The sequence below is a fragment of the Methylobacter arcticus genome, from assembly GCF_050917435.1.
GTDB classification, from domain to species: Bacteria; Pseudomonadota; Gammaproteobacteria; order Methylococcales; family Methylomonadaceae; genus Methylobacter_A; species Methylobacter_A titanis.
In genome coordinates this window covers 3860859-3886011 of the sequence record NZ_CP159583.1, presented here as the reverse complement: position 1 = coordinate 3886011, position 25153 = coordinate 3860859, and the positions used below count along the sequence as shown (strand labels likewise).

23 protein-coding genes are annotated in these 25153 nt (G+C 46.1%); 19 read left to right on the top strand and 4 right to left on the bottom strand.

Annotated elements, in window-relative coordinates:
* Positions 1–118: 118 nt before the first annotated feature.
* From ABXJ76_RS18475 to ribA, 5 genes are all read left to right on the top strand, one after another.
* Positions 119–1993, top strand: coding sequence for a diguanylate cyclase (locus tag ABXJ76_RS18475; protein WP_432742767.1), 1875 nt, complete (start codon positions 119–121; stop codon positions 1991–1993).
* Positions 1994–2310: 317 nt separating this feature from the next.
* Positions 2311–3072: a ParA family protein gene (locus ABXJ76_RS18470; RefSeq protein WP_432742764.1), complete on the top strand. Its 762-nt coding sequence runs from the start codon at positions 2311–2313 to the stop codon at positions 3070–3072.
* 45 nt (positions 3073–3117) lie between these two features.
* Positions 3118–5628 carry a glycogen/starch/alpha-glucan phosphorylase gene (locus ABXJ76_RS18465; protein WP_432742763.1) on the top strand — a complete coding sequence of 837 codons (2511 nt, stop codon included), beginning with the start codon at positions 3118–3120 and terminating at the stop codon, positions 5626–5628.
* A 126-nt stretch (positions 5629–5754) separates the two neighbouring features.
* Positions 5755–6372 (top strand): class I SAM-dependent methyltransferase, encoded by a 618-nt coding sequence (locus ABXJ76_RS18460; protein WP_432742761.1) that lies wholly within the window; start codon positions 5755–5757, stop codon positions 6370–6372.
* Positions 6373–6561: 189 nt separating this feature from the next.
* Positions 6562–7170, top strand: a complete 609-nt coding sequence (ribA, locus tag ABXJ76_RS18455; RefSeq protein WP_432742759.1) for a GTP cyclohydrolase II — start codon at positions 6562–6564, stop codon at positions 7168–7170.
* 114 nt (positions 7171–7284) lie between these two features.
* On the opposite strand, the gene ABXJ76_RS18450 is transcribed toward ribA, so the two are convergent.
* From ABXJ76_RS18450 to ABXJ76_RS18435, 4 genes are all read right to left on the bottom strand, one after another.
* The gene (locus ABXJ76_RS18450) at positions 7285–8334 is read right to left on the bottom strand and encodes an acyltransferase family protein (protein ID WP_432742757.1); all 1050 of its coding nucleotides are present in this window, start codon (positions 8332–8334) and stop codon (positions 7285–7287) included.
* A gap of 427 nt (positions 8335–8761) precedes the next feature.
* The gene (locus ABXJ76_RS18445) at positions 8762–11422 is read right to left on the bottom strand and encodes a UPF0182 family protein (protein WP_432742755.1); all 2661 of its coding nucleotides are present in this window, start codon (positions 11420–11422) and stop codon (positions 8762–8764) included.
* 292 nt (positions 11423–11714) lie between these two features.
* Positions 11715–13025 carry a YihY/virulence factor BrkB family protein gene (locus tag ABXJ76_RS18440; protein ID WP_432742754.1) on the bottom strand — a complete coding sequence of 437 codons (1311 nt, stop codon included), beginning with the start codon at positions 13023–13025 and terminating at the stop codon, positions 11715–11717.
* A 305-nt stretch (positions 13026–13330) separates the two neighbouring features.
* On the bottom strand, positions 13331–13537 hold the full coding sequence (locus tag ABXJ76_RS18435) for a DUF7230 family protein (protein ID WP_432742752.1): 207 nt from the start codon (positions 13535–13537) through the stop codon (positions 13331–13333).
* Between the two features lie 80 nt (positions 13538–13617).
* On the opposite strand from ABXJ76_RS18435, the gene mnmG reads away from it, so the two are divergent.
* The 14 genes from mnmG to ABXJ76_RS18365 all read left to right on the top strand — a co-directional run bounded on the left by mnmG (position 13618) and on the right by ABXJ76_RS18365 (position 25096).
* On the top strand, positions 13618–15489 hold the full coding sequence (gene mnmG / locus ABXJ76_RS18430) for a tRNA uridine-5-carboxymethylaminomethyl(34) synthesis enzyme MnmG (protein WP_432742750.1): 1872 nt from the start codon (positions 13618–13620) through the stop codon (positions 15487–15489).
* Entirely contained in the window at positions 15489–16124 is a 636-nt protein-coding gene (rsmG, locus tag ABXJ76_RS18425) for a 16S rRNA (guanine(527)-N(7))-methyltransferase RsmG (RefSeq protein ID WP_432742748.1), read from the top strand. Before mnmG ends, rsmG begins: the two co-directional genes overlap by 1 nt.
* On the top strand, positions 16124–16900 hold the full coding sequence (locus tag ABXJ76_RS18420; RefSeq protein WP_432742746.1) for a ParA family protein: 777 nt from the start codon (positions 16124–16126) through the stop codon (positions 16898–16900). The genes rsmG and ABXJ76_RS18420 overlap by 1 nt, the downstream gene beginning before the upstream one ends.
* Positions 16897–17190, top strand: coding sequence for a hypothetical protein (locus ABXJ76_RS18415; RefSeq protein WP_432742744.1), 294 nt, complete (start codon positions 16897–16899; stop codon positions 17188–17190). The genes ABXJ76_RS18420 and ABXJ76_RS18415 overlap by 4 nt, the downstream gene beginning before the upstream one ends.
* Positions 17191–17248: 58 nt before the next feature.
* Positions 17249–18112, top strand: a complete 864-nt coding sequence (locus tag ABXJ76_RS18410; protein ID WP_432742742.1) for a ParB/RepB/Spo0J family partition protein — start codon at positions 17249–17251, stop codon at positions 18110–18112.
* A 156-nt stretch (positions 18113–18268) separates the two neighbouring features.
* A complete protein-coding gene (locus ABXJ76_RS18405; protein WP_432742740.1) occupies positions 18269–18592 on the top strand; it encodes an ATP synthase subunit I in 324 nt (107 codons plus the stop codon).
* A 24-nt stretch (positions 18593–18616) separates the two neighbouring features.
* A complete protein-coding gene (gene atpB, locus ABXJ76_RS18400; RefSeq protein ID WP_340120900.1) occupies positions 18617–19393 on the top strand; it encodes a F0F1 ATP synthase subunit A in 777 nt (258 codons plus the stop codon).
* Positions 19394–19435: 42 nt separating this feature from the next.
* Entirely contained in the window at positions 19436–19723 is a 288-nt protein-coding gene (atpE, locus tag ABXJ76_RS18395; RefSeq protein ID WP_422614774.1) for a F0F1 ATP synthase subunit C, read from the top strand.
* 39 nt (positions 19724–19762) lie between these two features.
* Positions 19763–20236 carry a F0F1 ATP synthase subunit B gene (locus ABXJ76_RS18390; protein WP_432742738.1) on the top strand — a complete coding sequence of 158 codons (474 nt, stop codon included), beginning with the start codon at positions 19763–19765 and terminating at the stop codon, positions 20234–20236.
* Positions 20237–20241: 5 nt separating this feature from the next.
* Positions 20242–20772: a F0F1 ATP synthase subunit delta gene (locus ABXJ76_RS18385; protein WP_432742736.1), complete on the top strand. Its 531-nt coding sequence runs from the start codon at positions 20242–20244 to the stop codon at positions 20770–20772.
* A gap of 20 nt (positions 20773–20792) precedes the next feature.
* Positions 20793–22334, top strand: a complete 1542-nt coding sequence (gene atpA, locus ABXJ76_RS18380) for a F0F1 ATP synthase subunit alpha (protein WP_432742734.1) — start codon at positions 20793–20795, stop codon at positions 22332–22334.
* A gap of 12 nt (positions 22335–22346) precedes the next feature.
* Positions 22347–23213 carry a F0F1 ATP synthase subunit gamma gene (atpG, locus tag ABXJ76_RS18375; protein WP_432742732.1) on the top strand — a complete coding sequence of 289 codons (867 nt, stop codon included), beginning with the start codon at positions 22347–22349 and terminating at the stop codon, positions 23211–23213.
* A 62-nt stretch (positions 23214–23275) separates the two neighbouring features.
* Complete coding sequence (gene atpD / locus ABXJ76_RS18370) at positions 23276–24655, top strand: F0F1 ATP synthase subunit beta (RefSeq protein ID WP_432742730.1); 1380 nt, start codon at positions 23276–23278, stop codon at positions 24653–24655.
* 18 nt (positions 24656–24673) lie between these two features.
* Positions 24674–25096 (top strand): F0F1 ATP synthase subunit epsilon, encoded by a 423-nt coding sequence (locus ABXJ76_RS18365; protein WP_432742728.1) that lies wholly within the window; start codon positions 24674–24676, stop codon positions 25094–25096.
* Positions 25097–25153: the final 57 nt, after the last annotated feature.

Here is a 25153-nt window from a genome sequence, read left to right as displayed (position 1 = left end):
TAACTTAGGGCGACTAGCGCCATCAGCACGAAATGAGCATACAACTCTGAAAAAGAAAAATCAAGAGCATTCTTACATCCCCGACCTGAAGGAAGGGGTTTTACGGACAAACTGATAAATGAATATTGAATTCAATCTTAATGAGCTAAAAGCCGCAGACCGCCTGCCTTCCCCCTCGGGTACGGCTTTGGCTATCATGCAACTCGTGCAGCAAAATGATGCCACCGTCCACCAAGTAAGCGAACTGGTTAAAGTCGATCCCGCTTTAAGCGGACGTATCTTGCGCTTCGCCAATTCGGCCGCCTTCGGCGCCAGGCGGCCTGTCGCCGATGTGCAAACGGCTGTGATCATGATGGGGATGCAGGCAGTGCGCAACTTCGCGCTGAGCCTTTCGCTGATTGGCAACCACAGCAAGGGACATTGTCCGGGGTTCGATTACGACGCGTACTGGTCGAGATCCTTAGCAATATCGGTGGCTATCTCCGCGATCACCACCAAAGAAGTCACGGTGGTATCTGCAGAATCCTTTACCTTAGGACTGCTTGGTGAAATCGGCAGCCTGGCTTTGGCAACCGCTTGGTCGGAGATCTATGGCGAATGTCTTGGCGCGGCAGAGGGCAGGCAGCTTCTTGAACTGGAGCGTGAGCATTTTGCCATCGACCATAACGCGTTAAGCCTGCTATTGCTCGCAGACTGGGGATTTCCGGTGATATTCCTGAATGCCCTGAAACTGAGTTTTGAGACAAAAGTACCCGGCATTAATCGAACCGATCAATTTGCCAGGCAACTCATTTTTGCCCGATTGATCGGCAACTACTGCGTGGCTGATGAATCCCAACAAGCCGCGTTGTTGCCGAATTTAATCGCAGCGGCCAGTCTTCATGCTCTGGACGAAGCTGAGCTGCTCACGTTTGTCGATCAAATCATCGAGCTTTGGCACGAATGGGGGAAAGTGTGTGATGTGAAAACGGATGCGCGCCAGGCATGGCAAAAAACTGTCGCTACCCTGAGATCGGCGTTGTCTGGCTTGGAGTTGTTGCTGGTCGATGACGACCCGATGATGCTGGCGCGTCTTTCCAAGCAGCTTGCAGCGGCGGGGCATCAGGTTGCGGTATGCCGTGACGGTGAATCCGCGCTGAAGCATGTGATTGAGCGCAGGCCTCAATTGGTGATTACCGATTGGCGCATGAAACCCATGGATGGACTAACCCTTTGTAAGACGCTACGCGCATCGGCCTTTGGCAAAAACATTTATCTTATTATGCTGACCTCCACGGAAGATGAGGATGCTCTGGTTGAAGCCTTCGATGCCGGCATTGATGACTATGTGACCAAACCGGTCAGCTTGCGTGTGCTGCTGGCGCGTATTCGGGCCGGACAGCGTATCGTCACGCTGCAACATGAACTGGAAAAAGAGAGTCAGGACATCCAGCGCTATACTGCCGAACTGGCGACAGCTAACCGCCGTCTTAAGCTAATGGCGCATACGGATATTTTGACTAACTTACCCAATCGGCGTTATGCGTTAAGCCGCCTGGAACAAGAGTCGGCGGCCGCGCTACGCACCAAGCAACCGTTGAGTGTGTTAATGCTGGATTTGGATTATTTTAAGTCAGTCAATGATACGCTGGGTCATGAGGTCGGTGATCAGGTGCTGACCCATGCTGCCAAACTGATGCGGACAAACGTGCGCAGCAACGACATTGTCTGCCGATTGGGCGGAGAAGAGTTTCTCGTCATCGCCCCCAACACCAACGGTGCCACGGCTTTGTTGTTGGCCGAACGCATCCGCAACGCCATCGAAAAAAACCAGCTCGGGGGACTGGTATTACCTCGACCGATCACTGTCAGTATTGGCGTGGCAGGTTCTTTGGACGCTAAGCCAGGCTGGAAAGAATTGATGAAATGGGCTGATGATGCGTTATATCGGGTTAAGCAGGGCAATCGTAACGGTGTACAGCTTGCCTACAGGGATGTAGGCAAGGGGCGTTAGCACGACTGTATGGACAGATATTTGCTCCTCGGTAATTGCTCCTGCATTACCCTACTACACGCCATCCATGGCGTTATGCAATATCTGCATTCACCACATCCGTGTGGATTACACAGGAGGTAGAGCCATGCAGGAGCAATTGCCGAGGAGCGGAAGCTTTGCCTACAGGGATGTAGGTAAGGAGCGTTAGCAGGAGCGGAAGCTTTGCCTTATTCTCCTAGGGTTGGATGAATTCGAGATCATTCCCCACGTCTTGTCAATAGCAGCGGTTGTGTTATCGTGTTCCAATTTTATCGGTATAAGCGTGAGACTATACAATGAATGTATTAGCTGTCTATAGTATCAAGGGTGGTGTTGGTAAAACCTCAAGCGCAGTCAACCTGGCCTACATGGCCGCTCGCAACGGTTACCGTACCTTAGTTTGGGATCTTGATCCGCAGGGAGCCAGCAGTTATTATTTTCGTATCAAGCCCAAGATCAAAGGCGGCAGCAAAGACTTAATCGCCGGAAAACGCGAACTGGACGGCCTGATTAAAGGCACTGATTTTGAAAATCTGGATTTATTACCGGCCGATTTCTCTTTCAGAAATCTGGATTTGGTTCTGGATGCCAAGAAAAAGCCGACCCAGCAGCTTAAAAAACTCCTGAAGCCCTTGGCAGAAGAATACGATTTTATTTTTCTGGATTGTCCGCCCAATATTTCGTTATTATCCGAAGCCATTTTTGAGGCCGCAGATATAGTGTTGTCGCCGATAATTCCTACCACGTTATCGTTAAGGACACTGGAACAACTGGAAAAGTTTATCGAGGATAATGACTTGAATAAACTGGCGCTGATTCCGTTTTTCTCGATGGCCGACCGGCGCAAAAAAATGCACAGGGACATCATGGAGGGCCTGAGTAACCGCTATCCTGAGATCTTAACAGCCGCGATTCCTTATGCCAGCGACATTGAACGCATGGGCCTGGAACGTATGCCGCTGGGAGGCTATATCAAGAAAAGCCAATCCTTGGCCGCTTACGATGCTTTGTGGCAAGAAATTCTGGCTCGCGTGGCTCATAAATATAACAAACAATAACAAACGTACTTATCACTTTATCCGCTCAAGCTCTTGGAGTAAATCATGCCTAATAAACGCTTTGTTACGAGCAAGCCTAAATCTTCAATCACTGATGTCCCTAAATTGGGCATAACAAAAGAAGATTTTATTAATGATTTTAAACGGTATTACGTTCATTTAATGGGCCGGGACGAGAATTCTCGTTCATCGCCTTTCTATGCCTGCGAGGCGTTGTCGCTGTCTATTCGTGACCGACTGATGGAGCGTTGGAAAACCACTTATAAAACCTATAACAAAATGGACAGCAGGCGGGTGTATTACCTTTCAATGGAATTTTTGATGGGTAGAACCTTGAGCAATGCCATGCTTAATCTGGGTGTAACTGATGAAGCCACTCAGGCTATGCATGATTTGGGCATTGAAATCGAAGAACTGGTTGACAGGGAACTCGACGCCGGCTTAGGTAATGGCGGGTTGGGGCGATTGGCGGCCTGCTTTATCGACAGTTGTGCGACACTGCAATTGCCGGTCGTAGGTTACGGTTTGCGTTATGAATACGGCATGTTTACTCAAACTATCGTCAATGGCGAACAGGTCGAAAAGCCGGATCACTGGCTGCGCTACGGCAATGTCTGGGAAGTTGAGCGGCTGGAGTATTCGCTACGTATCAAGCTTGGCGGCCATACCGAAATACAGACCGATGAACAAGGCAATCAGCGGGTATGCTGGATCAGCACTAATGATGTATTGGCCGTTCCTTTTGACACACCGATACCCGGGTTTAAAAACAATACCGTCAATACCTTGCGATTATGGAAAGCCGTAGCGACTGAGGAATTTAACCTGGACGAATTCAATGCCGGCGATTATGCCGAATCGGTGGCCGCAAAAGTCACCGCAGAGCATATTACCATGGTGCTGTATCCGAATGATGCGAATGAAAACGGCAAGGAATTACGGCTACGCCAGCAGTATTTTTTGGCTTCTGCCAGCTTACAGGATGTTTTCGCCCATTGGATCAGACAACATGGCCATGAGTTCGGCAATTTTGCCAAGAAAAGCTGCTTTCAGTTAAACGACACCCATCCGAGCATCGCTATTGCCGAACTGATGCGCCTGTTAATCGATATGCACGGCCTGTCATGGACTACTGCCTGGGGAATTACCCGGCAAACCATGGCTTACACTAATCATACCCTGCTGCCTGAAGCACTGGAAAAATGGTCGGTCAAACTGATGCAAAGCTTGTTGCCGAGATTGATGGAGATTATCTTTGAAATCAATGCCTATTTTATGTCGGAAGTTGCAGCGCATTGGCCCGGCGATAAAGCCAGATTGAGTAGAATGTCGATTATAGAGGAAGGCCCGGAACAGCAGGTGCGTATGGCTTATCTTGCCATCGTCGGCAGTTTTTCGGTCAATGGCGTTGCTCAATTACACTCCCAGTTATTGCAACAAGGCCTGTTTCGCGATTTTTATGAATTATGGCCGAACAAGTTTAACAACAAGACCAACGGCGTAACTCCGCGTCGCTGGCTGGCTTCGTGCAATCCTGAGTTAGCCTCATTAATAACCGAAACCATCGGCGATGGTTGGATAACTCATCTGGACGAATTAAAAAAACTGGAGCCTTTTGCCGAAGATGCCGAGTTTAGAAATCGTTGGCGGGAGATAAAACAAAGCGCAAAGCAGCGCCTGATTGAACATAAAAAACAATATCTGGATATCCATTTAAATCCCGATGCGTTGTTTGATATACAGGTTAAGCGCATTCATGAATACAAGCGGCAGATTTTAAATGTGCTGCATGTGATTCATCTTTACGATCGCATTAAACGCGGCGAGAGCACCAACTGGGTTGCGCGGTGCGTGTTGATCGGCGGCAAGGCTGCCCCCGGTTATGCGATGGCAAAAAGAACCATTAAACTGATTAATAACGTCGCCCATGTTATTAACTCGGATCCCGATGTCGGCGACAAATTGACGCTGTTTTTTCTGCTCGACTACCGGGTTTCAGGCATGGAAATGATTTGCCCTGCGGCCGATCTTTCCGAGCAGATTTCTACCGCAGGCAAAGAGGCGTCCGGTACCGGCAATATGAAGCTGATGATGAATGGCGCGTTAACTATAGGAACACTGGATGGCGCTAATATTGAAATAAGGGAAGAAGTCGGCGATGAAAACTTCTTTTTGTTCGGCCTGACCGAAGAGCAGATCGAGGCAAGGCGGCAGCATTATGATCCTATTACCATCATTGATCAGGATGAAGATTTGCAACGGGTGATGAACCTCCTCGAAAGCGGGCATTTTAATCAGTTTGAACCGGGGATTTTCGACGACCTTATTGCATCCATTAAAAGCAAGTATGACCCGTGGATGACTATTGCAGACTTTAGAAGCTATATCGATGCGCAAAAACGGGTGGAATCCGCCTATCAGGATAAAGACCACTGGACCCGGATGAGCATATTAAATTGCGCAAACAGCGGCAAATTTTCCACAGATAGAACTATTAATGACTATAACAGGGACATCTGGAAGTTGGATCCTGTGCCTGTGCCTGTGCCGGTTTAATATCCATAATGCCCATGGGCATTAAAATCGTGCCGGATGGGCTGCCATGACTACCTTCAGTTAAGGTTGATAACAGCCCAGTTTGCACTGTACTATGCAATAGTTGATTAACTACCAGAAGCCATTATGAAGCCAGACAGTGCCGCGATTAAAAAACGATATGACCGGATCGCTCCGTTTTTTGAGGGCATGGAGGCGGTGATGGAAGGGCTGTTTTTTAAAAGCTGGCGGAAAAAATTATGGGCTAAGGTTGAGGGCCATCATATTCTTGAAGTCGGTGTAGGCACGGGTAAAAATTTTGACTATTACCCCAAGGATGTCCGAATAACGGCGATTGATTTTAGTGAGCAAATGTTAAAGCAGGCGGTGGGCAAGCGCGACAGAAAAAATATTCCTGTTGAGCTGGAACTGATGGATATTCAGTCGTTGAGCTTTGCCGATAACAGTTTCGATACGGTGATTGGTTCCTTTGTTTTTTGTTCGGTGCCGTCAGCAGTCAAGGGATTAAAAGAGCTTTATCGGGTATGCAAACCGGGCGGACAAGTGTTATTGCTGGAACATGTCGGCAGTGCAAATCCGGTGATTGCCGCCGTGATGAATTTCCTTAATCCGGTTGTTGTCCGACTGTTTGGAGCGAACATTAACCGGAATACCGTTAAAAACATTAAAGCCTGCGCATTTATCTCGGTGCATGTCGACGAACGTAGCGGCGATATTATCAAACTGATTGAAGCCCGAAAATAGCGGCTGGATAGGCTCATTGCACGCCAAAATTCGGCAACTTTATCGGCCCTCTCCGTAAACGCTTACATAGACGCAGCGAGTAGAGCAATGCAGGAACAATTGCCGAGCGGGCCAGGGATAGGCAAATTATTTAACGGCTTAGCTGTTGAATTGGGTAAAATAGAATGATTTTTTGGATTAGTTATTTACGTGAAGCCACAATTAGAAAATCTGGTACAGACGCCGATCCCGACCAAATACGGCGAGTTTATCCTGCATTACTACAGCAATACCATTGATGAAAAGGAGCATGTCGCCCTAGTCAAAGGCGATGTTGCGGGCAAAAAAAATGTGCCGGTACGCATTCATTCAGAGTGTTTTACCGGCGACGTCTTAGGTTCAAGGCGTTGCGATTGCGGCGAACAGCTGGAGATGGCGCTGCAACTTATCAATAAAGCCGGTTTCGGCGTATTGATTTATTTGCGCCAGGAAGGACGCGGTATCGGCTTGTTGAAAAAACTACAGGCTTATAATTTGCAGGATCAGGGCATGGATACCGTTGATGCCAATATCCATCTGGGGCATCTTGCCGACGAAAGAGAATACAGCATCGCCGCTTTAATGCTGGAAAACCTGCAGATAAAGTCCATCGAATTAATGACCAATAATCCCAATAAAATCGAAGAGTTAAAGAAACTCGGCATTAACGTGACAGGCCGAATTCCGGTTGAGTCCGTGGCTCACGATGACAACATCGGTTATTTAAAAACCAAAGCAAAAAAAATGGCACACATGCTGTTTGAGTCAAAAAAAGAGTAGATATACGTCTACAGATTCGATTCGCCTAACACCGTTTCGCCTAGTAAGCCATGTTGACTGACTTGATCGGCTCGAAAGTAACCGCCAGAGCCAAACTACAAATAAATCATGATCTTACCAGCCGATAACAAAGCGGCTTTTACTCGCGAGAGCCCATTTAAGCATGGCTGCTATGGACAAACTTATCGCTATAACTAACGGTACGGTAATCATGAAACCCAGAAATCCGGGAAGAAAATTGACGTGTTTAAACACTGATAAATAATCAAAAAAATAAAGAATCCAGGGGTGTATAAAGTAAATGGCAAAACTTGTCGACGCTATATATTTTAAAAAAAACATATCTTTATGCTCAAATTTCTGTATTACAGATAACAGGAAAAAACACATCAGTATTTTTTGGAAAAGGATGATATCAATCCTTTCATATGAAAATAGGGCTTCCTTATGAAAGTTGCCATGCGTGTTATAGATTAAAATTTGTGCTGCGGACATAAAAACAACACCAAGCCCTAAAATAATGCTCTTTCCTCCTATAAAGGTTAATACCCGAACTTTTTCTATAGAGCAAATAATGCCCAACATATAAACAGGCATAAAATAAATGACAGAATGTAGGGGCGATAAATTGTGAGCGGGTCGATGAACAACGGCAGAAATGCATAACAGAACAATAAACAGTCCTACCTGAACCTTTATCGGTAGTTGTATCTGTTTGATGAATAAGGGGGAAAGAGCAAAAATAATCATGATGAAAGGAATATACCAATAAGCATCCAATATACTTCCTGCCCACCAGTACTGAACGCTTAGCCAGATATATTGATACCAATTGTTTATGGGGTCGGTGATAAAAAATTCTGCATAAGGCGGGCGATTCAAATAAAAAACAAAACACGCAACTGCGGTGAAGGAGAGCAGGGTGTACGGCAACAAAACATAGGTCGATTTTTTCAACATGAATTGCTTATACTGAAACTTAGGATAAAAAACATGATGAAAAAAGAAGCCGGAAATAAAAACAAAAAAAGTGGTGCCGCCTGTAATTAAGTTGACAAATATTTTTTCGTAAAACGATTCCATAGGCCAATAGGCAGAAGAATGACCCGCAACTATAAATAATATTGCCAAGCCTCTAAAATAATCAAATGAATTTAAGTGCATATTTTTTGCCAAAATGACTAGCGTTATACTGAAAAGTCCGCCGTTCAAACAATCTCAATATTCGAAAATCTGAAAAATAGTAAACCCTGAACAGTCCAATTACCGCCGTGAAGCACCAGATGTTGAATGTTCGGGTAACTTGCCAGCTTTGTTGATCTTCATCGGCTGGTCAACACGTCAAAGGTAGCCATTACTAGACCCGACGCCATCAGGGTGTCAAGTTCGGTTTCAATCTCACAGTGCTGACGCATAAACCCATCGCCCAGAAAACAAATCTATCCAACATAAATATTCAGAGGCTCTAGCAATTCACAATGGTTTCAACTGTCACGATTTAAGTGGGTAGCCAATAACTGTAGTTGCGAATAAATTCGCAACTACACCGAAAAATTATTTCACCTGCTTGCGCAGGGTATTTCATCTGTGTTTATTCGTTCTGTTTCAGCTCTATAACGGCTTTAGAAGTCCCTGTTCCGTCACTTTCGGCGGCGGTTTTGAAATGAATTTGTTTCAACCGATTAAACGCCGACCAGAAGTTGGTGTCCATGACCACTTCATTCCCGATGGAAACGATAATCCTGATGAGCTCGGGGATGCCATTTGTGATTGAGACGATGTAAACCGGCTGCACGTAGAGTACGCTGTTGCCCATCGGCATAATGATCATGCGGCCCAAGCGAATATTAGAGCCGCCCTGGTCCCAGAGCGTGAATTGTGCGGAAATCTCCGGATTTTGCTCGATCAGCGATTCAACCTGCGCCGGTCCGTTGACCTGGACGTCCTTAAGGAATTTATACAGCGTGATGCCGGGTTTATAGTCGGTGCTGCAGGTCTGGCTATCCAATATGCCGGCGACGCCTATCACGCTGAGGTTGTTACTGTTGACCGGTGTCATTGGGTTCAGCATGACAAATTCTTCTTGGTTATTGCAGTTGCCAAAATCGATAGTTTGATAATAAGGTTTTACCGGTTCACCTCGGACTTTAGCAAATTGCCAGGTTTCCGCCTGTTCGTAAAATAATTCGGGTTTCTGTTGATGGTATTTGGCATACACCTTCATCTGTAGATAATACAGATCCCTGGGATAACGCAAATGCGATTTCAGGTCGGCGGGCATTTCCTCAATGTCCTTAAATAGGCTGGGATAGGCGATGTTGTAGGCCTGAATGATGACATCTGAAGGATCGGAAATATAATATTGAATATCGCCATCAAAAGCGTCTACCACTATTTTGGCAGAATTGCGGATATAGTTGAATTCCTGTTTGCCGTCCAGGAAATCGTCGCCTGCAGGCTTGGAAACGGGGTAGCGGTTAGACAAGGTATAGGCGTCTTGTATCCAGTAAAACCGGTCGTTGGTCATGACCAGATAGGGATCGCTATCCAAGCGCAGAAAGGGGGTCACGGTATTAATACGTTCAGTGATATTGCGGCGTATTAATACACGGCTTTCTTTCGAGATATTGGTGGAAAAGAATATTTTTGGATCCTTGAAATAGAAGGCAAATAACGCCTTTCTGAACAGTGAAGGAATCGGTATGCCGCTTTTGCCTTTATAAGGGCCTTCCATGCCGGGATCCGACAGGGATTTGGAAATGCCGACCACGTTCAGCTTGTTAGGTACGATGGCGTATTTATATTCTTCCTGGCCATAATAAATGTCCGGATATTTAACGCTTAAGTCGACATTTGAGCTCAGGTTTAAATCGCGCAAATACCAGAGCAGAGGCCGACCTGCATCTTGTGCGGCAGGCGTGACCACGGCGCCGTAGCCATGGGTATAGCGCAAATGGGTGTTTTCCCAGTTCTGCGCTTCAGGCGGCAATTTCGATATATTGACTTCTCTGGCGGCAAGGTTGACCTGTCTGACGTGGTCGCGAAGGAAATAACGATCCTCGTCGACAGACAGGAAGGTGTAATAGGGCCTTATCGATTGCAACTGTTTATAAGTATCAATCAGGATTTCCCTGTCCCAAACCGGAATGTTTTCAAAATGTTTTTGCGTACTCCATGTTTCAATGTCGTCAAAGGCATTGAGTTTGATCGGGAGGTCAATGATTTTGATGTTTTTTAAATCATAGGCATCGATGGTGGCATCGATATTGTGCTGCATGAACGGCTTTTCCGTTCTAACCGGATTCGGGTTGACAATATATTTTTGGATTAAATTAGGGATAAACTGAACCTTGGGTAGGCCCAGGACAACGAGAAAAACAGCAAGTGATATTAACAACGGCGCTTTAATGCGGTGTTTTTCTGAAAAAATAAACAGACCAGCGGAAATGGCGGCCGCCAGAAAGGTAATGATGCCTAGCCAAATCAACGGCAATTGATAACGCAGTTCGGTAAAACCGGGGCCGTAAAATATAGGCTCGTGGCTGTCGGTATACAGCAGCGAAAAGCGTTGCAGCATGAATCCCCAGACCACGAATAAAACCACAAAGCCGATGAGAATGACCAAATGAATTTTTGCACCCAGAGGGAATTCTTTGCTCTGGTTGGGTACAAAAATATGTTCCAGCCAATACAATACGCCAACCATGCAGAAGATCATGCTGGCAGTCGTTAGCAGTTCTTGTTGGATCAGCATGTAGATCGGGTAGAACAACAGATAAAAGCTGACGTCCTGACCGTAAACCGGCTCGGTCACTCCCGAAGCGCTACCGAAAAAATACAGCAGCGCGGTTTCCCATTGATGATAAAAAGGAATGGCGATAAAAAAGGCTAGAATTAAAGAAACCGGCGTATATATTTTTGCCGAGCCGCTCATGAAAATATCGGCAAAGCGTTGGAAGCGTCGGCGTTTATCAGCATTGTTGAGAATCTCATCCGGCGGGTTTAAGCCCAGATAACGTGAGGCGATCCAAAAGTGAAAAAAGAAAATACCAAAGAACGCCAGGGTTACCCCGCCGGAAAGGAAAAATTTGTACAGCAATCGTAGCCAGAAATAGGCTTCAAGTTTTAATGATTTGTACCACCATAAGTCGACAAATAAATCAAGAAATATGAAGTAGAAAGCGACATATATAATGATAGCAATTGCAAGTGTCGTTCCAATCAGCGCGGGTAAAGGCTTCAGGTTCCGCATAGTGTCCTCTTATATAAAAATATTTTTAATTCGTTTAGTGCATTTTTTAGGGGATAAGTCGATGCAATGCACATTTCTAATCGTATTCTAACATCCAATAAAATGTTCGTAATGATTTAGAGGTCTTGACTGAAAAACGGGAATAAATATAGTGCAGGTCTGTCAACGCTGAAATGAAAATAATCAGGCCAAGTGAATACTTTGGGTGCGGAGACATCCCAAGATTGATGCGTTACGGTTAGCCTATTTATTCTAGGCGCTGTTGCTTTTACTGTTGCCAGCATATATTTTGTTAAATATCTTTCAGCAAACGGTTTTGCTCTGAAGTTTCCAGCCATTGTCCGAAATTGTTAAGCATGTTGACAAACACAGGTTCTTGCTTGAAATTCGGAAGATTGTTTTGACCGCACTGTTCCAAGGCATTAATCACAAAAGCAACTGTCAACTTATTGGTGCCAACAGTGGGCAAATAAACATCATCGCCATCCTCGGTTTTTAGCCTGATAACAATATGACTGGCCACCAGAAAGTCTAAAAGACTTTGCACAATGGCTTTGGAGAGCAATAATTCTAAAGCGATTGCATCAGCCGTTAGCGTTTTGCCTAAATTAACAAAATTCTTAACAATCAGGTAGGTGACATGTAGCGCGACGATTTTTTTTAAGGCGAAACTGAATTCCGAAAATGTATGATTATGCCGATAACTCGGGTAATTCTGGATATAAAAAGCCAGTTCACAACCGAATAAAACAATCATCCAGCCTATTTGCACCCATATCACGAATAACGGGAGCGCGGCCAAGCTGCCATAAATTGCGTTATAGCTGGATACGCCAATCTGCAGGCCTAGATAGAGCCACTGCAGAACATGATACATAACCCCCGTTACCACACCGGCAATGATACCGGGAACAGCAGCGACTTTATGATTAGGCATAAAAATAAAGGTAATCGAGAATAAGCTTATCATCAGCAACAAGGGTGATAAGCTCAAGGCGCTAAGCAATAAACTTTCACCGAATTCCGGTAAGGCAATGACCGTGCTCAATCCGGTTATTTTAGTTTTTAAAAATACCGTAATACTGCTCGATAATATTAATAAGACCAGTCCTAGCAACATAAACGCAATGTAATCGCTTAATTTCCGACTCAATGGCCTGCCTTTGCTGATTTTCCAAATATGGTTGAACGAATCCTCGATATTGCCAATCATGCTGGTCACCGACCAGAGCAGCACAACCACGCCAATCCCCGCAATGACTTCGCCTTGGGTTTTTTCCAGGAGATTCCGAGCAAAGCCAATTAATTTAAGTACGGTGGTATCTTGATGAGGTATTTGTTCAAGCAGCTGTTGCTCCAGCATTTTTTCAAGACCAAAACCTTTGGCGATGCCAAACAGCATGGCGATTACCGGCACAACGGCAAGTAAGGTATAAAGTGTTAGAGCGGAGGCGCGCAACGGGCACAGGTCGCGCATAAAGTCTTGAATAGCCAGTAAAACTATTTTTAACGACTTTATAAAGGTTGCTTTAAGTAGGGGGAATTCATGCTCGGTTAGCAGCCAAATATCGTCTTTAATAAAATGAATTATATTTATTGTCATCGGCTATTTTCACCATCAATTGTTGCTATTATCCGTCAATAGATCATTAGCTGGTTTTCTGCGCTACGGTCTATCTTTCAGCGTTAAAACTAAGCTGTTTACGTAAGGATATCGTCGAGGTTTTTATCTTTACTTGCGATGTGCGCAGAAGGCTGATGCCTAAAGAGTGCGGTAGAAAAAATTTTATCCGAAAGAATAATAACGATTATTTGTTCCTGTTCAGCTTAGGGATAATCAGTCGGCTGGTTCATTTATTGATGATCGGATATGGCTTCAGATATAGTGTGCAGAGTTTGTTGGATACCTCAGGCCTGAACGATAAAACAAGAAGCTATTCCAATAATTCTGTCCGGAACCCTTGGAGTAGCCTCCTGCCTTGTGTGTTTTGCTTTACGGCTGTATTTGCTTTTATCGCAAAAAGTTTGCGCTTTATTAAACAGGTGCGCGTACTTCGCGACCGGGTTTTGGTTGGGAGCGCCATCGGTTGCTGTTTGATTTTTACGTTTTTTCATCATTTACCTCTTATAATAGGACAAGTTTGTGTGAATCCACACGGCAGTAATATATCATTTTTTAAGGGTACATAGCGCTAGTGAAATTTAGAAAAGACTTTGATGTCATTGTGGTGGGTGGCGGACATGCGGGAACAGAAGCCGCGCTGGCATCGGCAAGATGTGGAGCGAACACCCTGTTGCTGACGCAAAATATCGACACGCTGGGACAAATGAGCTGTAATCCTGCCATTGGCGGCATAGGCAAGGGCCATTTGGTTAAAGAAGTCGATGCCTTAGGCGGGGTGATGGCTAGGGCTATCGATCATGGCGGTATTCAGTTCCGTACCTTGAATGCGAGCAAAGGCCCTGCAGTCAGGGCGACTCGCGCTCAGGCGGATCGTCAGCTTTACAAGCAGGCGGTAAGGACTGCGCTGGAAAATCAGCCCAATCTGGCTTTATTTCAGCAAACCGTATCCGATTTGATGGTCGAGGGCGATAGGGTTGTCGGCGTTAAAACCCAAATGGGCTTGAATTTTACCGCAAGAGCCGTGGTGTTAACCACCGGCACTTTTTTAGGCGGCAAAATACATATCGGCCTGGAAAACTACAGCGGCGGTCGTGCCGGCGATCCGGCCTCGATTGCGCTGGCCCAGCGTTTAAGGGAGTTGCCGTTTAGAATCGACCGCTTGAAAACCGGCACGCCGCCGCGTATAGACGGACGGACGATTGATTTCAGCAAGCTGGAAGAGCAGCATGGCGACGATCCGGTGCCGGTGTTTTCGTTTATCGGCAAACGGGAGCAGCATCCCCGACAAATTCCGTGTCATATAACGCGCACTAACAGTAAAACTCACGATATTATCCGTTCCGGCCTGGATCGTTCGCCGCTGTATTCGGGGATTATTGAGGGTATCGGGCCGCGTTATTGTCCGTCTATTGAAGATAAAATTGTGCGCTTTGCCGACCGGGATTCGCATCAGATTTTTGTCGAGCCGGAGGGTTTGAGTACTCATGAAATTTATCCCAACGGCATTTCAACCAGCCTGCCTTTCGATGTGCAGTATGAGTTTGTGCGCTCGATGCTGGGCTTTGAAAATGCCGAAATCGTGCGCCCCGGTTATGCGATTGAATACGACTTTTTCGATCCCAGAGATTTGAAATCATCGCTGGAAACCAAGCACATGAATGCGCTGTTTTTTGCCGGGCAAGTCAACGGCACCACCGGTTATGAAGAAGCGGCGGCGCAAGGCTTAATCGCAGGATTGAATGCGGCGCGTTTGGTTCAGGGGCTGGACAGTTGGTGTCCTGGACGCGATCAGGCCTATATCGGCGTGATGATTGACGACCTGATTACCCAGGGCACTCAGGAACCGTATCGGATGTTTACCAGTCGCGCTGAATACCGGCTACTGCTAAGGGAAGACAATGCCGATTTGCGCCTGACCGAAAAAGGCCGGGAATTGGGCTTGGTTGATGATCAACGCTGGCAGGCTTTCGAAATTAAACGGGCAGCCGTATCCCAATTGCAGGACGATCTGAAAAAGCAATGGGTCAGAACGGAAACGGTAGAGGCAACTCAGGTCGAGCAATATTGGGGTAAGCCGTTATTGCGGGAAGCCAATTTGATGGATTTGCTGCGTCGGCCGGAAGTCGATGTTCAGCAATTGTTGTCATTTATGGTCGGCGTTGAGGATATGGATCTGCAGGTGGCCGAACAGGTTGAGATTCAAGCCAAATATGCAGGCTATATAGACCGGCAGCAAACCGAGATAGACAGGGCCTTGCGTTACGATCACCTGCGCTTGCCGGAGATTATTGATTACAACGGCGTCCCCGGTCTTTCCAATGAAGTGAGTGAAAAGCTTAAAAAACAGCGGCCTGAAACTTTGGGTCAGGCATCACGTATCCCTGGTATTACACCGGCGGCTATTTCCCTGTTATTGGTTTATTTAAAGAAGAAAAGCGCCTGATGGAAGCATGTCGAAAAATCCTGGTTTCCGGGATAGCAGCATTAAATGTAAACGTAACCGATCAGAAGATAGAACAGTTACTGTGTTTTATAAAGCTGATTGAAAAATGGAATAAAGCCTATAATCTGACCGCGATACGGGATAGGGAGGAAATGGCGCGATTGCATATACTGGATAGCTTGGCGATTCTTCCTTATATTGAAGGCGCGCGGGTCATCGATATTGGCACTGGCGCAGGATTGCCGGGTATTCCGTTGGCGATATGCTTGCCTGAAATCCACTTTACCTTGCTCGATAGTAATGCCAAGAAGACTCGATTTGTACAGCAGGTTGTCTTGGAATTAAAGCTTAAAAATGTACAGGTTCTTCACAGTCGCGTGGAAAATTATCATCCCGAAAAAGCCTATGATGCCGTCCTTACCAGGGCGTTTGCCAGCTTATCCGATATAGTGAGGTTGACCTCTCACCTGTTGGCCAGGAAGGGTGTATTGCTGGCAATGAAGGGGCAGAATCTGGATGCGGAGCTGGAACTGATAGCAGAAAAAAAATCGGTTATCCCGGTCAGTGTTCCGGGAACTGATGTTGACAGATGTTTAGTGCGAATAGAATTGCCTGAAGAGGCAGAGGTAAGGTAGTGGGAAAAGTAATTGCAATAACCAATCAAAAGGGCGGCGTAGGAAAGACCACCACCAGCGTAAATCTGGCAGCTTCACTGGCTGCGGCTAACCGGCGCGTGTTGCTGGTAGATCTTGATCCGCAGGGCAATGCGGCTATGGGCTGCGGTGTCGATAAACAGACGGTTAAATATTCCAGTTACGATTTGTTGATGGAAGAAGTGCCTGCGTCGGAAACAGTCATTAAGATTCCGGATATCGGTTTTTCGGTGATTCCCGGTAATGGCGACCTTACTGCGGCTGAAGTGGAGTTAATGCAGGCAGATCACAGGGAGCGGCGGCTTGCCGATGCCTTAATCCCGATAAAATCGGATTACGATTATATCCTGATTGATTGTCCTCCCTCATTGAATATGCTGACCTTAAATGCGATGGTCGCGGCAAGCAGTGTGCTGGTTCCGATGCAATGCGAGTATTATGCCCTCGAGGGTTTGTCGGCATTGATGAGTACCTTGAAAAATATTCAGGACACCGTCAATCCGGAGCTGTATTTGGAAGGCATCCTGCGCACCATGTATGACGACAGGAATCGGCTGACCAAAGACGTCTCGGAGCAGTTGATTCGCTATTTCGGCGATAAGGTTTTTAGAACCTGTATCCCCAGAAATGTCCGCTTGGCCGAAGCGCCGAGCCATGGTCTGCCAGTGCTGAGCTATGATAAGTCCTCGCGAGGAGCTGTAGCCTATATTACCTTGGCGGGTGAAATGATCAGAAAAGAAAAGCACGACGGCGCATGAATTTAAAAAAACGTGGGTTAGGTCGTGGGCTTGAAGCCTTGCTAGCGGATGATTCTGCTAAAAAAGAAACGCATCCGCCGCAAACGAAGCCATCGGCTGATAATCGGCCAGCTAAAGATGAAATGCAGTCTAAGCCTGAGATAATCGAGGCAGTGGATGGGCAAGCGGGAATGGTGGTTGCGTTATTTAAAAATATTCAAAGAGAAAACCTGCTTCTACTGGAGGAGGCGGAAGCTTTAAAAAGATTGATTGAAGAGTTTGAATCGATACTTCGCGCTGATCAGTCATAAATCAGCGCAAGTGGCATTAGCCGGTTAAATGATTAAATAAAGAGAAAAGTTAAAAGTTATGGCTGTGAAAAAACGGGGATTAAATCGAGGGCTGGATGCTTTATTAGGCAATATTACCGATAAAGGCAATCACGGAGACGATGGTGAAATCCATCAGCTGCACACCTTGCCCATCGAGTATTTGCAGCGAGGCAAGTATCAGCCAAGAAAAGATATGAACCCTGAAAAGCTTCAGGAGTTGGCGGATTCTATAAAAGCACAGGGGGTCATACAGCCGGTTGTGGTGCGCAAGATTGCCTTGGATCAATACGAAATAGTGGCAGGGGAGCGCCGCTGGCGTGCTGCGCAATTAGCCGGATTGCAGCAGGTTCCGGTGGTCATTAAAGCAATAGACGATCGCGCCGCGATGGCGATAGCGCTGATAGAAAATATCCAAAGAGAAGACCTGAACCCTTTGGAAGAAGCGGAAGCCTTAAAAAGGTTGCTGGAAGAGTTTGCAATGACCCATCAACAAGTTGCCGATGCCGTTGGCAAGTCGCGCGCTACCGTGACTAATTTATTGCGCTTGATAGATTTGCACCCTGAAGTGAAAAAACTATTGATCTCTAGGCAATTGGAAATGGGGCATGCAAGAGCGCTGTTGCCTCTGGACGGCTCAAAACAGGTGGCAGCGGCTAACAAGATTGTCAGAGAAGGTTTAACGGTAAGGGCGACAGAGCGTCTGGTTAAAGACAGTCAGTCCGAACCTAAAATAACTAAAGCCAGGGAAGTTGATAACGACACCTTACGTTTGCAGCAAGACTTGACTGCAAAACTGGGTGCAAAAGTGCTGATTGATCATAAAGAAAACGGCACCGGAAAGCTGGTCATCGCTTATTCCAGTTTAGAAGAGCTGGATGGGATTCTTGAGCAAATTAAATAGGGTAATAGGTAAGGCGCTGACAGATGAAGGGCAACAAAAGGCGTGGGTTGAATTTAATCTTCCTTGATTTAATGAAGGTCGCTAGCTATAATCCCCGAGCTATTATGCATGGAGTTGGGTGTGGTAGATAGAAAACGCTCTACTGTCAGTAAAATCATGAGTTATCAAGTTCTAATGACAGTGATTATGACGGCAGGATTTGCTCTGGCAAAGGGGCAGTCTGGAGCCCTATCGGCGGCTTTAGGCGGGGCGGCGGCATTTATTCCCAACCTGTATTTTGCCTTGCGTATACATAAATCCGCAGGGCAGGAAGCAAGAAAGATTGTAAATTCTTTCTATGTGGGGGAGTCAGGCAAGTTATTGCTAACCGTCGCGTTGTTTTTTATGATTTTCCAACTTCCAAACATAGAAATATTACCGCTGCTGGCAGTATACATAGCAGCATTATCGGTTTTTTGGTTTGCGCTGTTGATGCGCTGACATACACATATTTAGAGAGGAACGATGGCTACCGAAGTTCATGCCGCCGAAGGTGCAACCGGTTATATTATTCACCATTTAACTCCGCTGACGGTGGGCGAGGGTTTCTGGGCGTTGAATTTGGATACTTTGTTTTTCTCCGCAGTCTTGGGCGGCCTGTTTGTCTGGTTTTTTAAGATGGCTGCAGACAAAGCCACAGCGGGCGTGCCGGGTTTGGTGCAAAATTTTGCAGAAATGCTGATTGAATTTGTCGATAATCAGGTTAAAGACAGTTTCCACGGTAAAAATGAGTTAATTGCCCCCTTGGCATTGACTATCTTTTGTTGGGTGTTTCTGTGGAACTTCATGGATTTATTCCCGGTCGATATATTGCCGTTAGTCGGTTCGCTGATGGGCATTGAGTATTTGCGCGTGGTGCCAAGTACCGATTTAAATGCAACATTCGCGATGTCTATCTCGGTTTTCTGTTTGATCATTTTCTACAGCATCAAAATAAAAGGCCCTTGGGGCTTTGCCAAGGAGCTGATGTTTCAGCCGTTTGGCCCTTGGTTGTTGCCGTTCAATCTACTATTGAAACTGGTCGAAGAAATTGCCAAGCCGATCTCATTGGCGCTTCGTTTATTTGGAAACCTGTATGCGGGTGAGTTGATCTTTATTTTGATTGCTTTATTGCCGTGGTATATTCAGCCGGTGTTGAGTTTCCCCTGGGCTATCTTTCATATTTTAATTATCACGCTTCAGGCCTTTATATTCATGGTATTGACCATTGTTTATCTGGGCATGGCGCACGAAGACCATTAATTTTTTAACTTTTTTATCATTAACTAACCGTTTGGAGGTTTCATGGAAATTGCAAGATTAATTGCTGATGTACAAGGCATGACTGCTATTGCAGTGGGTCTAGTTCTAGGTATGGGCGCTTTAGGTACAGCGATAGGCTTTGGTCTGTTAGGTGGAAAATTCCTGGAAGGCGCAGCTCGTCAGCCTGAAATGGTACCTATGCTGCAAGTAAAAATGTTTGTTGTTGCCGGTCTGTTAGACGCGGTAACCATGATCGGTGTTGGTTTGGCATTGTTCTTTACTTTTGCTAACCCATTCCTGTCTGCGGTAACAGCTGCAGCAGCGGGTTAATAGGCTGTTTAACTTTACTAGCAACAAGAGGAACGCATCGTGAGCATCAATGCTACTCTGATTGGGCAAATGATTACCTTTGCACTTCTGGTATGGTTTACCATGAAGTACATCTGGCCGCCTTTATTTGACTCTTTAGAAGAACGTAAAAAGAAAATTGCTGATGGTTTGGCTGCGGCTGAAAAAGGTCAGGAACAAATGCACTTGGCAGAGAAAAAAGCCACGGGTGTTTTAAAACAAGCCAAAGAACAATCTTCAGAGATTGTCAATCTTGCGCAAAAACGTGCCACTGAAATTGTTGAAGCATCAAAAGACACTGCTAAAAAAGAAGGTGATCGATTGATTCTTGTGGCAAAGGCGCAAATTGAACAAGAAAAACAGCAGGCTAAAGAAGGTTTGCGTAAAGAAGTTGCCGCCTTGGCTTTGCGGGCAGCGGAACAGATTCTGAGCGCGGAAATCGATAAAACCAAGCACCAGGACATCCTGAGCAAAATCTCTAATCAATTGGGTTAAGCATAATGAGCGAACTGGCAACATTGGCAAGGCCTTATGCAGTGGCGGTGTTTAAACGATCCCAAGAAACCGGTACGACTGGAAAGTGGTCGGAAGGTTTAGCGTTTATATCGACTGTCCTGAATGACAAAGAATTTTCTGTTGTAGTGGATAACCCCAAAGTTAGTAAAGAGAAGTTATCGGCGCTGATGCTCGATATTTGTCAGGGGCAGGTAGATGAAGAAGGTGAAAATTTTCTGAAATTACTGGTTCAAAACAACCGACTCACTTTGGCGCCGACTATTGCGAAGCTATTCGAAGTCTATAAGGCAGAAAGTGAAGGTTATGTCGATGTTGAAGTCGCTACGGCTTACGCCTTCTCCAAAGAAGAAAAGCAACGTTTTACTTCAACGCTGGAAAAAACGCTAAGCAAAAAAGTCCATATGAATGTGACCGTGGATAAATCATTAATTGGTGGCGTGCTGGTACGTGCAGGCGACAGAGTGATTGACGGTTCCATTAAAGGCCAGCTTCAACAATTAGCAAAACGACTCTAAACTAGAGCGAGAAACAGAACATGCAATTAAACCCATCTGAAATAAGTGATCTGATTAAAAAGAAGATCGAAAACTTCGACCTGAGCGCTGAGGCTCATACAGAAGGTACCGTAGTCAGCGTGACTGACGGTATTGTACGCGTACACGGTCTTTCGGAAGCGATGCAAGGCGAGATGCTGGAATTTCCCGGCAATACTTTCGGCATGGCGCTTAACCTGGAAAGAGATTCCGTGGGTGTGGTGATATTAGGTTCATACCAGCATATCTCCGAAGGCGACACCGTAAAGTGTACCGGTAAAATTCTGGAAGTACCTGTTGGGGAAGCATTACTGGGTCGCGTTGTAGACGCGCTGGGTAATCCAATCGACGGTAAAGGCGCTATTGATACCACCGAAACTTCGCCGATTGAAAAAATTGCACCCGGTGTAATTGCTCGTCAATCAGTTGACGAGCCCGTTCAATTGGGATTGAAATCTATCGATGCGATGATTCCTGTAGGCCGTGGCCAACGCGAGTTGATCATCGGCGATAGACAAACCGGTAAAACGGCTATCGCGATTGATGCGATTATCAATCAAAAAGGTACAGGCATTAAATGTATCTATGTGGCTATCGGCCAAAAACGCGCATCGATTGCCAACGTGGTTCGCAAGCTCGAAGAGCATGGCGCAATGGCACACACTATTGTAGTCGCGGCATCAGCATCGGAATCGGCGGCATTGCAGTTTATCGCGCCTTATACCGGTTGTTCGATGGGCGAATTCTTCAGGGATCGTGGCGAAGATGCGTTGATCATTTATGATGATTTAACCAAGCAAGCCTGGGCGTATCGTCAGATTTCCCTGTTATTGCGCCGTCCGCCAGGTCGCGAAGCGTACCCAGGAGACGTGTTTTATTTGCATTCCCGTTTGCTGGAAAGAGCGTCACGCATTAATGCCGCAGAAGTTGAGAAATTAACCGGCGGCAAGGTAAAAGGTAAAACAGGGTCATTAACTGCATTGCCAATTATTGAAACGCAAGGCGGTGACGTTTCGGCTTTCGTACCGACTAACGTAATTTCCATTACCGATGGTCAGATCTTCCTGGAAAGTGATTTGTTTAACTCCGGCATACGCCCTGCGGTGAATGCCGGTTTATCGGTATCCCGTGTAGGCGGTGCAGCTCAAACCAAGATCATCAAGAAATTGGGTGGCGGTACGCGTCTTGATTTGGCGCAATATCGTGAGTTGGCGGCTTTCGCCCAGTTTGCATCCGACTTGGATGAAAACACTCGTAAGCAGATCGAACGCGGTCAACGCGTAACCGAACTGATGAAACAGAATCAATATTCGCCGATGTCAGTCGCGCAAATGGCGGTTTCATTGTTTGCTGCCAATGAAGGTTTCCTTGATAGCTTGGAAGTTAACAAGGTACTTGATTTTGAAGCTGCTTTACAGTCGTACATGACGTCAGAGCATTCTGAATTAATGAACAATATTAATGCAACTGGCGATTTTAGTGATGATATAAGAAAGGGTCTGCTAAGTGCTATCCAGACTTTCGTCAAAACGCATAGCTGGTAAAAGGGTCTTAAGATGGCTGTTGGTAAAGAAATACGCACCAAGATCGGGAGTATCAAAAACACTCAGAAGATCACCCGGGCAATGGAGATGGTTGCCGCGAGTAAAATGCGTAAAACAAAAGACAGAATGTTGGCAACACGGCCATACTCAAAAAAAATTGGCCAGATTATCAAACATTTGGCTCAAGCAAATCCTGAGTATAAGCACTCTTTTCTTGTTGAACGCCAAGTTAAGCGGGTTGGGATCATTGTGATTAGTTCCGACCGGGGCTTGTGCGGCGGACTGAATTCAAATTTATTCAGAAAAACGCTGGCCCAAATAATTCAATGGGACAAAGCGAATATTGAAGTAGACATTTGTACGATAGGCACTAAGGCGTTTGGTTTTTTTGGTAATCTGAAAGAAATTAATTTAATAGGTCAGGTTTCTAAATTGGGTGACACTCCGCACCAGCATGACATTGTCGGCATTATTAAAATCATGCTGGATGCCTATGAGCAGGGTCGAATCGATGAATTGCATGTAGTCAGCAATGAGTTTGTTAACACCATGACTCAGAAGCCTACTGTCGAAAAATTATTGCCTGTCGTAGCCGGTGAGCTGGACGAAAGCTTGAACGGTCATTGGGATTATATTTATGAACCTGATGCCAAGGAAGTTTTGGATCACCTGCTAACCCGGTATGTCGAATCCATCGTCTACCAGGGACTGGTTGAAAATAATGCCTGTGAACAGGCGGCCAGAATGGTGGCGATGAAGAGTGCTTCGGATAATGCCGGAAATATTATCAGCGAGTTACAGCTGGTCTATAACAAAGCCCGACAAGCTGCGATCACTCAGGAAATTTCAGAAATTGTTGCCGGTGCCGCAGCTGTTTAAGGCGTTCCTGAGCTAGTCGAAGGACCCAAGTTAAAAATGACACAACACAAGAGGACAACTCAATGAGTTCGGGTAAAATCGTTCAGATTATCGGCGCGGTCGTTGACGTGGAATTTTCACGTGCAGACCTGCCCAAAGTATATGATGCCTTAAATGTACAAGGCAAAGGCTTGGTGCTGGAAGTTCAGCAGCAATTAGGCGATGGCGTGGTCAGAACTATTGCTATGGGAACTACCGATGGTTTAAGCCGAGGCTTAAATGTTAGTAATACCAACGCGCCTATTGCCGTACCGGTCGGTCAGGAAACTCTAGGCCGCATTATGAATGTCCTGGGCGAGCCTATCGATGAAAAAGGCCCTATCGGCGAAAAAGTAAAATGGGGTATCCATCGTGATGCGCCAAGTTATGCTGAACAGGCTGCGGCAACCGAGTTATTGGAAACCGGTATCAAGGTTATCGATTTAGTCTGCCCGTTTACCAAGGGCGGTAAAGTCGGCTTGTTCGGCGGTGCCGGTGTTGGCAAGACTGTTAACATGATGGAACTGATTCGAAATATCGCGATTGAACACAGTGGTTATTCGGTGTTTGCCGGCGTGGGTGAGCGTACTCGTGAAGGGAACGATTTTTATCACGAAATGACCGATTCAAACGTAATCGACAAGGTATCGCTGGTTTACGGCCAGATGAACGAGCCGCCAGGAAACAGACTGCGCGTAGCGTTAACCGGTTTAACCATGGCGGAATACTTCCGTGATGAAGGCCGTGACGTACTATTCTTTGTTGATAACATCTATCGTTACACATTGGCGGGTACTGAAGTATCGGCGTTGTTAGGTCGTATGCCTTCAGCGGTAGGTTATCAGCCAACACTGGCCGAAGAAATGGGCGTGTTGCAAGAGCGTATTACTTCAACCAAGACGGGGTCTATTACCTCTATCCAAGCGGTATACGTACCAGCGGATGACTTGACCGATCCGTCGCCGGCAACGACTTTTGCGCATTTGGACGCGACCGTGGTATTGTCTCGTCAAATTGCCGAATTGGGTATTTACCCTGCGATTGATCCATTGGATTCTACCAGCCGTCAGCTGGATCCTTTGGTCATCGGACAAGAGCATTATGACGTCGCTCGTAAGGTTCAAGGCATCTTGCAACGCTACAAAGAATTGCGCGATATTATCGCGATTCTGGGTATGGATGAGTTATCTGAAGAAGATAAATTAACCGTATCAAGAGCACGCAAAATGCAACGCTTCCTGTCCCAGCCTTTCTTCGTTGCCGAGGTATTTACCGGTTCTCCCGGCAAGTATGTGTCACTGAAAGATACCATTGCCGGTTTTAAAGGTATTATCGCTGGTGAGTATGATGCTATTCCTGAGCAGGCTTTTTATATGGTAGGTACCATAGACGAAGCGCTTGAGAAAGCAAAAGGCATGAAGTAAAACTTGTAGGCAATAATTATGACCATGACCGTACATGTAGACATCGTTAGTGCAGAAAAGGAAATATTTTCCGGATTGGCGGAAATGGTATTTGCTCCTGCCGAACTTGGCGAAGTGGGCATTTCGCCTCGGCATGCGCCATTAATATCCAGACTTAAGCCCGGCGAAGTTCGGGTAAAAGTCAGCGACAAGGAAATTTATTCGTTCTATGTGTCAGGAGGTATGCTGGAGATACAGCCGCATTTGATTACCATCCTGGCGGACACGGCGATAAGAGCGAAAGATATTGATGAGGCGGCCGCAATAGAGGCCAAAACCAGAGCTGAAGAAGCCTTGGCAGACAAATCGGGTCGAATTGATTTTGTGACGGCTCAGGCGCAATTGCAGCAAGCTGTGATGCAATTAAGAACTTTGGATAGACTTAGAAAACGCGGTGGGTAATTGAGATATTGCGCGCCACATTTTTACCTTTTTTGAAAGCCCGGTAACGTATTCATA

Coding starts and splice junctions, on each gene's coding strand:
- ABXJ76_RS18475 (WP_432742767.1), top strand. CDS start 119: ATGAATATTGAATTCAATCTTAATGAGCTAAAAGCCGCAGACCGCCTG.
- ABXJ76_RS18470 (WP_432742764.1), top strand. CDS start 2,311: ATGAATGTATTAGCTGTCTATAGTATCAAGGGTGGTGTTGGTAAAACC.
- ABXJ76_RS18465 (WP_432742763.1), top strand. CDS start 3,118: ATGCCTAATAAACGCTTTGTTACGAGCAAGCCTAAATCTTCAATCACT.
- ABXJ76_RS18460 (WP_432742761.1), top strand. CDS start 5,755: ATGAAGCCAGACAGTGCCGCGATTAAAAAACGATATGACCGGATCGCT.
- ABXJ76_RS18450 (WP_432742757.1), bottom strand. CDS start 8,334: ATGCACTTAAATTCATTTGATTATTTTAGAGGCTTGGCAATATTATTT.
- ABXJ76_RS18445 (WP_432742755.1), bottom strand. CDS start 11,422: ATGCGGAACCTGAAGCCTTTACCCGCGCTGATTGGAACGACACTTGCA.
- ABXJ76_RS18440 (WP_432742754.1), bottom strand. CDS start 13,025: ATGACAATAAATATAATTCATTTTATTAAAGACGATATTTGGCTGCTA.
- ABXJ76_RS18435 (WP_432742752.1), bottom strand. CDS start 13,537: ATGAAAAAACGTAAAAATCAAACAGCAACCGATGGCGCTCCCAACCAA.
- rsmG (WP_432742748.1), top strand. CDS start 15,489: ATGGAAGCATGTCGAAAAATCCTGGTTTCCGGGATAGCAGCATTAAAT.
- ABXJ76_RS18415 (WP_432742744.1), top strand. CDS start 16,897: ATGAATTTAAAAAAACGTGGGTTAGGTCGTGGGCTTGAAGCCTTGCTA.
- ABXJ76_RS18410 (WP_432742742.1), top strand. CDS start 17,249: ATGGCTGTGAAAAAACGGGGATTAAATCGAGGGCTGGATGCTTTATTA.
- ABXJ76_RS18405 (WP_432742740.1), top strand. CDS start 18,269: ATGAGTTATCAAGTTCTAATGACAGTGATTATGACGGCAGGATTTGCT.
- atpB (WP_340120900.1), top strand. CDS start 18,617: ATGGCTACCGAAGTTCATGCCGCCGAAGGTGCAACCGGTTATATTATT.
- atpE (WP_422614774.1), top strand. CDS start 19,436: ATGGAAATTGCAAGATTAATTGCTGATGTACAAGGCATGACTGCTATT.
- ABXJ76_RS18385 (WP_432742736.1), top strand. CDS start 20,242: ATGAGCGAACTGGCAACATTGGCAAGGCCTTATGCAGTGGCGGTGTTT.
- atpA (WP_432742734.1), top strand. CDS start 20,793: ATGCAATTAAACCCATCTGAAATAAGTGATCTGATTAAAAAGAAGATC.
- atpG (WP_432742732.1), top strand. CDS start 22,347: ATGGCTGTTGGTAAAGAAATACGCACCAAGATCGGGAGTATCAAAAAC.
- atpD (WP_432742730.1), top strand. CDS start 23,276: ATGAGTTCGGGTAAAATCGTTCAGATTATCGGCGCGGTCGTTGACGTG.
- ABXJ76_RS18365 (WP_432742728.1), top strand. CDS start 24,674: ATGACCATGACCGTACATGTAGACATCGTTAGTGCAGAAAAGGAAATA.